This is a genomic window from Stenotrophomonas sp. SMYL20, from assembly GCF_036320045.1.
Taxonomy (GTDB): domain Bacteria; phylum Pseudomonadota; class Gammaproteobacteria; order Xanthomonadales; family Xanthomonadaceae; genus Stenotrophomonas; species Stenotrophomonas maltophilia_A.
In genome coordinates this window covers 38,823-51,072 of the sequence record NZ_JAWIRT010000021.1, presented here as the reverse complement: position 1 = coordinate 51,072, position 12,250 = coordinate 38,823, and the positions used below count along the sequence as shown (strand labels likewise).

Sequence of the window (12,250 nt, the reverse complement as noted above, 5' to 3'; positions counted from 1 at the left end):
ACATTTGACCCGCCAGAGCGCCGACCCGGCGCTCACAAGGATTCCCCATGCTGTACGACGTCGTCATTGCCGGTGCTGGCCCGGTGGGCCTGTTCCTGTCCTGTGAACTGGCCCAGGCCGGGTGTTCAGTGCTGGTGCTGGAACAGGCCAGGTCCGCCGGTTCGCCGTTGAAGCGCTTGCCATTCGGGCTCCGCGGCTTGAACGCCCCTACGCTGGAGGCATTGGATCGGCGCGGCCTGTTGGACGCGGTCGCCGCGACACAGGTGCTCAAGCCCGAGAAGGGGGCGCCGCCGCCCGGCACCGCCCATTGGCTCGCGCAGCCGCGGGCGCTGGGCGGCCACTTCGCCGGAATACCGTTTGCCTTGGACGACGTCGACCGCACGCGCTGGACCTGGCGCCTGCCGTCGCCGGTGGGCAGCCAGATGGCGGTGGAGCTGCAGGCCCTGGAAACGGTCTTGGCCGAACGTGCGACCACGCTGGGCGTGCGCATCGAACGCGGGCGTGCGGTACAGGCGGTGCGCGCCGGTGCAACCGAAGTGGAGATCGAGACCGCTGACGGGGCGGTACGTGGTCGCTGGCTGGTAGGTTGCGATGGAGGCCGCAGCACAGTGCGCAAGCAATGCGGTTTCAGTTTCATCGGCACGGATCCCGAATTCACCGGTCATTCGCTGCAGGTCGATCTGGAAGATCCCGGCGTGCTGACCCCGGGCCGTCAGTACACCGCGCAGGGCATGTGCAATTTCAATCCCCCCGGTGTGCTCGCGCTTGCCGATTTCGATGGCGGTGCCGGGCATCGAAAACCTCTCGCGCTGGATGAAGCGCAATCGCTGCTGCGACGTGTGTCTGCCCGCGACGTGACCATCACCGCGCTGCATCTGCACAGCACCTGGACCGACGGTGCGCGCCAGGCCAGCGCCTATCGCAACGGCCGCGTGCTGCTGGCAGGCGACGCTGCGCACGTGCATTCCCCGTTGGGAGGGCAGGGCCTGAATCTGGGCATCGGCGATGCGATGAACCTGGGCTGGAAACTGGCCAGCGTGATACGCGGTGACGCTGACGTGGCGCTGCTGGACAGCTATCACGCGGAACGGCATCCAATTGGCGCCAACGTACTGGACTGGTCGCGCGCGCAGGTTGCGCTGATGCGTCCTGGAGCCGGTTCGCGCGCGTTGGCGGCGGTCATGGCCGATCTGGCCGGCACCCGCGATGGCGCCACCTATCTGGCCGAACGGGTCTGGGGCGTGTCGCAGCAGCTCGATCTGGGCGATGGCCATCCATTGGCCGGTCGCAGCGTGCCGGACTTCCTGCTGGCCGATGGCCGCCGCATGGGAGAGGTGCTGAGGACGGGGCAGGGGGTGTTGCTTGTGCTCGATGAGAACGGCGCTTCGTACAACCCCGTCGGCCGTTGGCGGCAGCCGTTCACCCGCATTGCCTCGCCGGTGGACGATGCGCTCGGCCTGGGGGCGGTACTGGTGAGGCCCGATGGAATTGTCGCGTGGGCCTGCGATGCGGGAGGTGATCAGGCAGGGTTGCGCCAAGCGTTGCAGCGCGGGTTCGGACTGCCGGAGGCTGACTGATGTACAGGGCGGGGGCGCAGCCGATGTGGGCTGCGCCGGGTGCGGTTACAGATCCTTCTTCTTGCCGCTCAGGTCGATCGGCCGGTCACTGCCCTTGCGCTCGCTCGACCACACTTCCATGCTCTTGTTGCAGCGGCTCTCGCGGGCAGCCACTTCGCGCGGCAGGTCCTTCAGATGCGGCGACTCCTGGCAGGCCTGATGCATGTTGCTGTCGTCATAGGTTGCACAGGCGCTGAGCGAGGCCAGAGTGATGGCGGCGAGGGTGGTGCGGAGCAGGGGCTGCAGGTTCATGGGAGGGTCTCGGGTGGTGCCGGGCTGGCCATGGAATTCAAATCCGTGACACCGGGCGCAGACAATCCGACCAATCACACTTGTTATTCTATAACAGATGCGCGATAGTCCGGCGCCTGCTGCTGTCAGGCGACGCAGATCATCAGCATCATGCTCAGCGCCAGCATCAGCACGAATACGCGCCGGCTGAGCGCAAGGCAGGCCAGGCAGGCGGCCAGTGCCCAGGCAGCCAGCAGCGCGCAGGCCAGCAGCCACAGCCCGATCACCATCAAAGAGCCACTCGCCAGCGCTGACAGTGCGATCGCCTTGAACAGCGTCACGCCCAGCACACTGCCGAGCACGCCAGCCTGCAGAGCGATGGCATCGTGACGGGCAGGGGCGGGCGGGTGGCGCATGTCGGCGGCGTTCGTTTGCTGCAAGGGAGGCGCAGCCACTGTGCCCGATCACATATCCACGCCATGTGTTTTTTGCGCACGCGATGCAGGGCCTACGCAGGCCTCAGTCGAACTCACCCTCGGCCGATTCCAGCCGTTGCCGGTAGGCAGCGCGGTGCTGATACAGGCGCTGGCATTCGGCCGACCTGTAGATGCGGCTGCCGGGTTCGTTGGCTACCGAGTCGCACATCCGCGCAATATGATTGTTCTCTGCCAGCTCGGTGACGAAGAACACGGCGGTGATGCCGGTACCGAGCAGCACCACGTAGAGCAGGCGGCTGAGCCAGCGTGACAACTTGCGCTCGAAGTGCTGCTGGATGGTCAGGTCGAAGCGGATGATGCTGAGCACAATCCAGATGATCGCGACCAGGAAGCAGAGCGTGGGCAACAGGCCGCGCCAGAGCCCGGCCTCGTAGACCGATTCGTTGTAATGGACGGCAGCCCCGGCACCGGCGATGGCGATGGCAAGTGCCCAGTTGCGGCCCAGCGAGAGCAGGTCATCGAGCAGCTTTTCGCGGTTCCTGGTTGATCCTGCTGCCACGGTGGTTCCTTCTGCGTGCTGCGTCCGGCGGCGGACCGCCGCCGATCCTGCAGATGGTGGCGCATCGCTGCAGCGATGAGAAGACCGCGCGGCTCAATGTGCGATGGCGCGGGCGCTGATCCAGCGCCGGTAGCGGCGGGTCCGGCACTGTGCGGCCGCCTGTGCCAGCAGCAGTGCCCACGCCGGTGAAACCGTGGGTGCGGTAGGGCGGCGCCGGCTCAACCGGCCCAGCTGATACTTCACTGCCGCCATGTGCGCGCTGGCCGCCAGCGGCTTGCTGCGCCAGTTGATGTTGCGCAGCGTCGGCGCCGGGTCGCGGCCCTGCTGCCAGTGCTGTGGCAGATCCGGCTCGATCGCCAGTGCGGTGGCGATGCCGACCATGGCTACGCCGCTGGCCAGTACCTGTTCTGCCACCTCGCGGCGGCGGATGCCGCCGGTGACCATCAACGGCATCGTTGCCACCGTGGCGATCTCGCGTGCGAATTCGAGGAAGTACGCTTCGCGGGCCACGCTGCGATCGTCGCGTGCGGCGCCGGTCATGGCCGGTGCTTCATAGCTGCCGCCGGACAGTTCGACCAGATCCACGCCGAGGGGGGCCAGCATCTCCACCACGGCGCGCGCATCCTCGGGCGAGAAACCGCCGCGCTGGAAATCGGCGGAGTTGAGCTTCACCGCCACCACGAATGTGGGCGCCACCGCCGCGCGTACACCCTGCACGATCTCCAGCAGCAAGCGCGCACGGTTTTCCAGGCTGCCGCCCCACTGGTCCTCCCGCCGGTTCGACAGCGGTGACAGGAACTGGCTGAGCAGGTAGCCGTGCGCGGCATGGATCTCCACGCCACTGAAACCGGCGCGCTCGGCCAGTTCGGCACTGCGGATGAAGCGCGCGATCACCGAGTCGATGTCGTCCTCGGTCATCGCCTTCGGCGGTGCGAACTGCTTGGACAGCGCGCCCATCTGCAATGCAACGGCCGACGGCGCGAGCGCGGGTTGACCGAGTGCGGCCGGCATCTGCCGCCCCGGGTGATTGATCTGCATCCACATCTGCGCACCCCGCGAGCGGGCAGTGTCCGCCCAGGCAGTGAAGCGGTCGAGGTGGCGGTCATCCTCCAGTACCACGCCGCCGGGCCCAGTCATGGCGCGCCCATCGACCATCACGTTGCCGGTGATGATCAGTCCGGCGCCGCCGTCGGCCCAGCGCTGGTACAACTGCAGCAGCGCTTCGGAGGGAGCGTGGTCGGCGTCGGCCATGTTTTCCTCCATCGCCGCCTTGGCGATGCGGTTGCGGATGACGGCACCGGAGGGTAGTGCCAGGGGCGAGAACAGCGACATCGGACAGCTCCAGGACAGGGGAATGGCGCTACGCTAACCTTCAAGTTTGATTGAAGGTCAACAGGCTTCCATGTCGAGGATTCAGGCAGATGAAGATCGGTGAGCTGGCGCGACGCACCGGCCTTGCCGCGTCGCGCATCCGCTTCTATGAGGATGCAGGGCTGCTGGTTGTGCAGCGCCAGGCCAACGGCTACCGCGATTACCCGGAGCAGGCGGTGCTGCTGCTGGAACTGATCACCGGTGCGCAGCGCGCCGGTTTCAGCCTGGAAGAGATCCGCGCGCTGTTGCCGCCGGACATGGGCCAATGGCAGCACGAGGCACTGATCACGATGCTGCAGCAGAAGGTGGCCGACATCGAAGCGCTGCAGTTGCGCCTGTCAGAGAGCCGTGCGCACCTGCTGGCCCTGATCGAAGATATCCAGGCGCGGCCGGAGGGCATCGATTGCGCGGCCAATTCGCAGCGGGTGCTGGACCGGGTGAAGCGTGGTGAGCTGGCGCGGCCGACCCTGGCGGCCGGCGATACCGCGTTGCTGCGGCCGGATCGCCGCCGCCGCACGGGCAGCGACTGACGATCCGGCGCGATGTTCAGAGGCTGCCGGCGACGGCGCTCTTGCGCTTCTTGTCCAGCATCACCGCCACGCACCACAGCAGCAGGCCGCCGATGGCGGTGGCCGCGCCCACATAGCCGGTGCTGGCCGGACTGAAGCCGGCGCTGATCGCCATGCCACCCAGCCACGGGCCGAGCGCGTTGGCGGTATTGAAGGCGGCATGGTTGGAGGCGGCAGCCAGGGTCTGTGCTTCGCCGGCCACGTCCATCAGGCGGGTCTGCAGCACCGCAGCCAGCGCACCCATGGTGCCGACGGTGATGATCATCGGGCCGATGGTCCACACCGATTGCGCGGCCAGCGGATACAGCAGCAGCATCACGATCGACCACAGCAGCACCACCGCGGCGGCCTTGAAGTGGAACTTGTCCACCAGCCAGCCACCGGCGATGTTGCCGATGATGGCGCCGATGCCGAACACGCCCACCGCCAGCGGCATCCACGATTCGGCCACGCCGGTGACCTGCACCAGGGTCGGCGCCAGGTAGGTGAACACGCAGAACATGCCGGCGAAACCGACCGCGCCGATCGCCAGTGCCAGCCACACCTGGGTGGTGTTGAAGGCACGCAGTTCGCGCATCGGCGAGGTGCGCACCTCGTCCGGGTCGGGCAGCAGGAAGCGCGCGATCATCGCCACGGTGGCGATGGCCAGCACGCTGACCAGGGCAAAGGCAGTGCGCCAGCTCAGCTGCTGGCCCAGCCAGGTGGTCAGCGGATTGCCGACCAGGATCGCGATCGACAGGCCCAGCAGTACGCGCGACATCGCCTGGCCGCGCTGGCCGGCCGGACTGATCGCGGCGGCCACCAGCATCGCCACGCCGAAGTAGGCGCCATGCGGCAGGCCGGCGACAAAACGCGCGATCAGCATCGTGCCGTAGTTCGGTGCCAGTGCGCTGGCCAGGTTGCCGACAGCATAGAAGCCCATCAGTGCCAGCAGCAGCTTGCGGCGCGGGAAGCTGGCGCCGACGAAGGCGAGGATCGGCGCACCGACGACCACGCCGATGGCATAGGCGCTGATCAGGTGGCCGACCTGGGTTTCGGAGATCGACAGGCCACGGCTGATCTCCAGCATCAGGCCCATGCTGGCGAACTCGCTGGTACCGATGGCGAAGCCGCCCAGGGACAGGGCAAGGATGATCAGGGTGCGCTGACGGGGCGTCAGCCGCGCAGCCAGGGAAGAGTTGGGGCTCATGCGGGGGCGCGATGGGGGCGGGGAGCCGTGCATTGTACTGCTGCACCGCAACAGCAGCAGCCATGCTGAGGGTAAATCAGCGTTTGATCCGTGGGGTTGCGGCAAGCCCGGCACGGGCTCGGTACGAAAGCAGGTTCGGCGCATTGTTGTCGGCGTCCTGCATGTAATGACGACATGGACGTCGGCATGATGCGAAACACAGGGGCTGCGGAGTGCTGGAATAAGGAGGATGTCGATGCAGGAATTCAGGCATGTGCTGGAGACGCGCGGTCGCTATCAGCTGGTAGCGGTGTCCTACGCGCCGGTGTACGCTCCGGGCGATGTGGTCGGCCATGCGGTCGTCGCCGACGATGGGGATCGTCTGACCGACCTGATGTCGCTGGCCGAAGCGCGCCAACGCCTGCAGGCACTGGTGCGTGAAGAGGGCGAAGAGCCCGGGCTGGAGAACGAAAACCACCTGCGGAAGAAGGCGTCGCGCTGGCGCCGCCGCTAGGCCGTCGCGCCCTTGTGCGCATCATGGAGGATCCGGGTGTTGCCCAGTAAGAAGTATCTGCTCATCGCCATCATCACGCTGGCGACCCTGCTGCTTGGTTTCGTGTTTTCCGGTTACCTGACCCTGTTGTTGCTGGGGTTGGACACCAAGCTGTTCACCTGGAACACGTACTACCAGTATTACCACGCCATTGGCCAGCCGCAGGTCGCGCCGTTCGTGGGCAAGATCAAGTGGGCCGGTTATCTCGGCTTCGGCCTGCCGCTGCTGGTGCTGCTGGTGACCGGCCTGGTGCTGCTGCTGAAGAAGGACAAGCGCTCGTTGCACGGCGACGCGCGCTTTGCCACCGGCGCCGACCTGTCCAAGCACGGCATGTTCAAGAAGACCGGCCAGAGCATCGTGGTTGGCAGCCATGGCGGCAAGCTGGTGCGGCTGGACGGCCAGCAGTTCGTGATCCTTGCAGCGCCCACCCGTTCAGGCAAGGGCGTGGGCGTCGTCATCCCGAACCTGCTGGAGTACGGCGAATCGCTGGTGGTGCTGGACATCAAGCAGGAGAACTTCGACCTGACCAGTGGCTGGCGTGCCAGCCAAGGGCAGGAGATCTACCTGTTCAATCCTTTCGCCGAAGATCGGCGCACGCACCGCTGGAACCCGCTCAGCTATGTTTCCGATGACCCGGCGTTCCGTGTCTCGGACCTGATGAGCATCGCCGCGATGTTGTATCCGGACGGGGCCGAGGACCAGAAATTCTGGGTCAGCCAGGCGCGCAATGCGTTCATGGCCTTCACCCTGTATCTGTTCGAGAACTGGGATGACGAGCGCAGCAGTGGTTTCCCGGGCGGCTCGGGCACGCCGACGCTGGGCGCGGTCTACCGGTTGTCATCGGGCGACGGCACCGATCTGAAGAAGTACCTCAAGGCCTTGTCGGAGCGGTCGTTCCTTAGTGGCAACGCACGTTCGGCATTCGCCAACATGCTGTCCCAGGCCGATGAGACCTTCGCCTCGATCCTGGGCACCTTCAAGGAGCCGCTCAATCCCTGGATCAATCCGGTGCTGGACAAGGCCACCAGCAGCAACGACTTCCTGCTGACCGATGTGCGCAGGAAGAAGATGACCATCTATATCGGCATCCAGCCGAACAAGCTGGCCGAGAGCCGGCTGATCATCAACCTGTTCTTCAGCCAGTTGATCAACCTCAACACCAAGGAACTGCCCAAGTCCAACCCGGACCTGAAGTACCAGTGCCTGCTGTTGATGGACGAATTCACCTCGATCGGCAAGGTCGAGATCATCGCCTCGGCGGTGTCCTACATGGCCGGTTACAACATCCGCCTGCTGCCGATCATCCAGAGCATGTCCCAGCTTGATGCCACGTACGGCCGGGAAGTGTCACGCACGATCATCACCAACCACGCACTGCAGATCCTGTACGCGCCGCGCGAGCAGCAGGACGCCAACGACTACTCGGACATGCTGGGCTACACCACCGTCCGCAAGAAGAACGTCACCCATGCCCGTGAGAAGACCCACAACTTCACCGAAGAGCGGCGTGCACTGATGCTGCCGCAGGAGCTGAAGGCGATGGGGCCGGACAAGGAAGTATTCCTCTACGAGGGCATACCGCATCCGGTGAAGTGCGACAAGATCCGCTATTACAAGGATCGCTATTTCACATCGCGGCTGCTGCCGAAGGTCGACGTTCCGATGCTTAACGTCTAATTCACGTCGCTAAATTTGTGACGTAGATTCATATTCACCGACGTGAAATCGTGAGATGAGTCAAAAATTCGGCATCTGTTCATGGATTTTCAGACTTGTCTGACATGGAATTGACGCGTGGTTGTGTAACTCTGTGTGCGTCATCCAGAAGTGTGTGCTGGATGGCAAAAGTTGTAACGCAGGGTGGCCAGGAGTTTGTGCCATGGAAACAAGGATGGTTTCGACGTTGGTGAGGGTGTGCGGGTGTGTCGTCGGCAACGTCTGGCGGCCCCGCGACCTGGTTGGCAGCTTTCGGGCTGCAGGGGAGCCGGGGCAGGTGTGCTGCATGCCAGCGCGTCTCCCCGATTCCGGCGTGCGCCATGCAGCGCCGGACGGCCAGGGAACCAACGCTCGGGACTGCTTTTTCGTACGTCAAAGTGAAGCCCGTATGAATCAGGCGTTTATCGCGAAAATCTCCATCGCCGCAGTTGCGGCGCTGATGGTGGCAGGGTGTGCCACCAAGTCCGCCCCCGATTTCGGTGGGCGCTGGAAGCCGGTCAACCGCTTTGCCGTGGCGACGACTGAGATCCCGCTGTATTCCAGCTACGTCTACCAGGCCTCGCCGATGGATGGCACGCTCAAAGCCATGCTCGAGCGCTGGGCCAAGGATTCCGGACGAACACTGGACTACCGCCTCAGCTCGGACTTCACGCTGTATGGCGCGGTCTCGAAGATCGACACCACCAATGCGCAGCAGGCCGTGATCGATCTGACTTCGGCGTATTCGGCGCAAGGCATCTCCGTCTCCATTGTTGGCAACCAGATCGTTGTGCAGAGCGCTGGCTCGACGCCCACCGCGTCGGCGCAGGGCGCTGATTCCAACAGCGGCACCTGAGTCCACCTCGAAACCATCGAACGTGCCGCTCCCCGCGCCTGTCGCAGGGGCTCCATGCCCATTGATGTTTCAGCAGTACGGAAGAATCCATGTTCCGCAAGAAGGATCCCGGCAACAGTCCCAAGGTCGAGCAGTCGGTCGCCAAGGCGGTCAGCTACGAGATCACCGTGGCCGACATGGCGCGTCGCAGCGAGCGCCGTGCCTGGTGGGTCGCCACGGGCTCGTTGCTGATGTCGCTCGCACTGGCGGGCGGCTACTACTATATGCTGCCGCTGAAGGAGAAGGTGCCGTTCCTGGTGATGGCCGATGCGTACACGGGTACCGCGACGGTCGCACGCCTGAGCGGGACCTTCCAGGGCGAGACGATTACCAGCAACGAAGCGATCAATCGCAGCAATGTGGCCCAGTACGTACTGGCGCGCGAGTCGTACGACTCGGCGGTGATGGGCCTGCGCGATTGGGAACTGGTGTTCGTGATGTCCACCGATCCGGTGGCGCAGTCCATGCGCGTGCGCTATGCCGGCAACAACCCGCAGAACCCGTTCGTGATGTATGGCCGCGAGCGTGCCATCCGGGTCAAGATCCTCAGCATCACGCCGCTGGGCGCCGAAGCGAACGGCAGCTTCCGCGGCGCTTCGGTGCGCATCCAGCGCAGCCTGCTGGATAAGCGCACTGGCGTTGCCACCTACCTGGACAACCAGCTGGTGACGATGCGCTTCGGCTACAACCAGAACCTGGCGCTGTCCGAGCAGGATCGCATCCTCAATCCGCTGGCCTTCCAGGTCACCGAGTATCGCGTCGACAACGACTATTCCCGTGGCGTCCCGGTGCCGGATGACGGCGCCATGCAGGCGCAGGCGCAGCAGGCTGCACAGGCCGCGCAGCAGGCCCAGGGTGTCTACGATCCCAACAACCCGGCCGCGGCCACGATGATCGATCCGGCCACCGGCCAGCCGGTCGCCGTCCCGGCCAATGGCCCGACGCCGGGCCAGCCGATGCCGGGTCAGCCCGTACAGGGGCAGCCCATGCCGGGTCAGCCGGTGCAGGGGCAAGCAATGCCGGGGCAGGCAATGCCCGGACAGCCGGCCATGAGGCCGGCGCAGAACAATTCCACCGGAACTGCTGATGGAGCAAGCAACCGATGAGTAGTCGAAATATCAGGGGAAGCGCACTGGCGCTGCTGTCGATGTTGTCGCTGTTGTTTTCAGCAGCGGCGATGGCGCAGGCGGTGGACCATTACGAGTACGAGAAGGACCGCATCTATCCGGTTCGCACCGGCCTGGGCCTGACCACCCAGATCGAGTTGAGCCCGAACGAGAAGATCCTCGACTACAGCACCGGCTTCAGCAGCGGCTGGGAACTGACCCGTCGCGAGAACGTGTTCTATCTCAAGCCGAAGAACGTCGACGTCGACACCAACATGATGGTGCGCACCGAGACCCATTCCTACATCTTCGAGCTCAAGGTGGTGGCCACTGACTGGCGCCAGCTGGAACAGGCCCGTCGTGCTGGCGTGCAGTACAAGATCGCCTTCACCTACCCGAACGACACCGTGTTCGGCGTCGCGCAGGAAGCGGTGGAAGAGGAGGCGCAGCCGCTGTTGAGCTCTGAACTGGCCAAGGACCGCCAGTACAACTTCAACTACTCCTATTCGACCAGCAAGGCGAAGAAGATGGGTTGGCTGATCCCGGTCAACGCCTACGACGACAGCCGTTTCACCTACCTGAAACTACCGAATTCGCCGGAGTACAAGACCGGTATCTTCCCGGCCGTGTTCGGTCGTGAAACGGAATACGGTGAAGACTTCGTGGTCAACACCACGGTTGAAGGCAATACGCTGATCGTGCACGGGACCTACCCGTACCTGGTCATCCGCCACGGCGACTTCGTCGTCGGCCTGCGAAGGAACGTGAAGAAATGAGCCAGCAGAACACTCCCGGAAACGACCCGAACAACGGACGCGACGAGAGCCAGAGTCCGTACGGTGCACAGGCTGCTCCGGAGGCGCAGACGAATCCGTACTTCGGCACGACCCAGGCTGAGCCTGCACCGGATCTGGACGCGGCCGCGCCGCAGCTGCGCTCGGCTGAAGAGCAGCGATTGAACCGCAAGGCGCTGCTGTTCCTGGGCGGTATCGTGGTGCTGCTTGTTGCCATGGGCTTCCTGCTGTTCCGCAAGGGCCAAGACAAGGACGATGCGCCGAAGGTGCCGGATGTTGCGCGCGCGAGCACGCCAACACTGCCGGATGCTGTCCAGACCGATCCGGGTCCGGCGCAGGCAATGCAGCCCGTTGATCCGATTCCGATGTTGCCGCCGCCTCCATTGGGGCCGAGCCGCCCTGAGCCGCCAGTGACGTTGGAAGATCGCTCCGCGGGCCCTCGTGGTCCGACGCTTGCCGAACGTCGGATGGGTGCCAGTGCCGACGGTTTCGTTGGCAATGGCAGTTCACAGGATGAGGAGCGCTCGCAGCAGGCGGGCATGGACGAATACACGCGGGCAATGCTTCAGCAGATGAACGGGCAGCAGAATGCAGCGCCAGCGCGCGTGCGTCGTGGCCCCGACGTGGATGACGTGTCCAATGCCAGCTACATCCGCAGCCCCGATGCGCTGCTGGTGCGAGGAACCTATCTGCGCTGTGTACTGGAAACCCGCATCATCACTGATATCGCGGGCTACACCTCGTGCCTGGTGACAGAGCCGGTGTACTCGATCAACGGCCGCAATCTGCTGCTGCCGAAGGGCTCCAAGATCTATGGCGCCTATGGCGGTGGTCCTACCGGCAAGCGGGTGGAAGTGATCTGGGACCGCATCACCACGCCGAACGGTATTGACGTGGCCATGTCCAGCCCGGGCGTGGATCAGCTGGGTGGCGCCGGTCATCCGGGCCAGTACAGCGCGCACTGGGGTAGTCGTATCGCCTCGGCGCTGATGATCAGCTTGCTGGCTGATGCGTTCAAGTATGCCGCCGCCGAACATGGCCCGGAGACCACCACGGTGGCCAACAACGGCATGACCATCCAGTCGCCCTATGAGAGCGCCACCGCGCGCACCATGGAACGCCTGGCCAACGAGTCGCTCAGCCAACGTCGCCCGCCGACCGTGACCATCAACCAAGGCACCATCGTGAATGTGTACGTCGCCAAGGACGTCGACTTCACGAGCGTGCTGCATCCTCGCCGGTAACCCAACGAACGA

13 protein-coding genes are annotated in these 12,250 nt (G+C 64.7%); 8 read left to right on the top strand and 5 right to left on the bottom strand.

Going from position 1 to position 12,250, the window contains the following annotated elements:
* Positions 1-47: 47 nt before the first annotated feature.
* Positions 48-1,577: an FAD-dependent monooxygenase gene (locus tag V3B48_RS16225; RefSeq protein WP_197615116.1), complete on the top strand. Its 1,530-nt coding sequence runs from the start codon at positions 48-50 to the stop codon at positions 1,575-1,577.
* 45 nt (positions 1,578-1,622) lie between these two features.
* Here V3B48_RS16225 and V3B48_RS16220 read toward each other — a convergent pair whose 3' ends face one another.
* From V3B48_RS16220 to V3B48_RS16205, 4 genes are all read right to left on the bottom strand, one after another.
* On the bottom strand, positions 1,623-1,868 hold the full coding sequence (locus tag V3B48_RS16220; protein WP_197615117.1) for a hypothetical protein: 246 nt from the start codon (positions 1,866-1,868) through the stop codon (positions 1,623-1,625).
* A 125-nt stretch (positions 1,869-1,993) separates the two neighbouring features.
* Complete coding sequence (locus V3B48_RS16215) at positions 1,994-2,263, bottom strand: hypothetical protein (RefSeq protein WP_032128601.1); 270 nt, start codon at positions 2,261-2,263, stop codon at positions 1,994-1,996.
* Positions 2,264-2,366: 103 nt separating this feature from the next.
* Positions 2,367-2,843: a hypothetical protein gene (locus V3B48_RS16210; protein ID WP_032128600.1), complete on the bottom strand. Its 477-nt coding sequence runs from the start codon at positions 2,841-2,843 to the stop codon at positions 2,367-2,369.
* Positions 2,844-2,936: 93 nt separating this feature from the next.
* A complete protein-coding gene (locus tag V3B48_RS16205) occupies positions 2,937-4,175 on the bottom strand; it encodes an NADH:flavin oxidoreductase/NADH oxidase family protein (RefSeq protein ID WP_329894068.1) in 1,239 nt (412 codons plus the stop codon).
* Between the two features lie 89 nt (positions 4,176-4,264).
* Here V3B48_RS16205 and V3B48_RS16200 point away from each other — a divergent pair, with 89 nt between their 5' ends.
* Entirely contained in the window at positions 4,265-4,744 is a 480-nt protein-coding gene (locus tag V3B48_RS16200; protein ID WP_197615118.1) for a MerR family transcriptional regulator, read from the top strand.
* A gap of 16 nt (positions 4,745-4,760) precedes the next feature.
* Here the strand turns inward: V3B48_RS16200 and V3B48_RS16195 are convergent, their stop codons facing one another.
* Complete coding sequence (locus V3B48_RS16195) at positions 4,761-5,972, bottom strand: MFS transporter (RefSeq protein ID WP_032128597.1); 1,212 nt, start codon at positions 5,970-5,972, stop codon at positions 4,761-4,763.
* 235 nt (positions 5,973-6,207) lie between these two features.
* Between V3B48_RS16195 and V3B48_RS16190 the strand changes: the two genes are divergently transcribed.
* From V3B48_RS16190 to V3B48_RS16165, 6 genes are all read left to right on the top strand, one after another.
* Complete coding sequence (locus V3B48_RS16190) at positions 6,208-6,465, top strand: hypothetical protein (RefSeq protein ID WP_006374755.1); 258 nt, start codon at positions 6,208-6,210, stop codon at positions 6,463-6,465.
* 36 nt (positions 6,466-6,501) lie between these two features.
* A complete protein-coding gene (locus tag V3B48_RS16185) occupies positions 6,502-8,181 on the top strand; it encodes a type IV secretory system conjugative DNA transfer family protein (protein ID WP_049463033.1) in 1,680 nt (559 codons plus the stop codon).
* A gap of 427 nt (positions 8,182-8,608) precedes the next feature.
* A complete protein-coding gene (locus V3B48_RS16180) occupies positions 8,609-9,055 on the top strand; it encodes a hypothetical protein (protein ID WP_032129529.1) in 447 nt (148 codons plus the stop codon).
* An 89-nt stretch (positions 9,056-9,144) separates the two neighbouring features.
* The gene (locus tag V3B48_RS16175) at positions 9,145-10,200 is read left to right on the top strand and encodes a type IV secretion system protein (RefSeq protein WP_032129528.1); all 1,056 of its coding nucleotides are present in this window, start codon (positions 9,145-9,147) and stop codon (positions 10,198-10,200) included.
* Positions 10,197-10,976, top strand: coding sequence for a TrbG/VirB9 family P-type conjugative transfer protein (locus V3B48_RS16170; protein ID WP_006374751.1), 780 nt, complete (start codon positions 10,197-10,199; stop codon positions 10,974-10,976). Before V3B48_RS16175 ends, V3B48_RS16170 begins: the two co-directional genes overlap by 4 nt.
* Positions 10,973-12,238 (top strand): TrbI/VirB10 family protein, encoded by a 1,266-nt coding sequence (locus tag V3B48_RS16165; protein WP_032129527.1) that lies wholly within the window; start codon positions 10,973-10,975, stop codon positions 12,236-12,238. Before V3B48_RS16170 ends, V3B48_RS16165 begins: the two co-directional genes overlap by 4 nt.
* Positions 12,239-12,250: the final 12 nt, after the last annotated feature.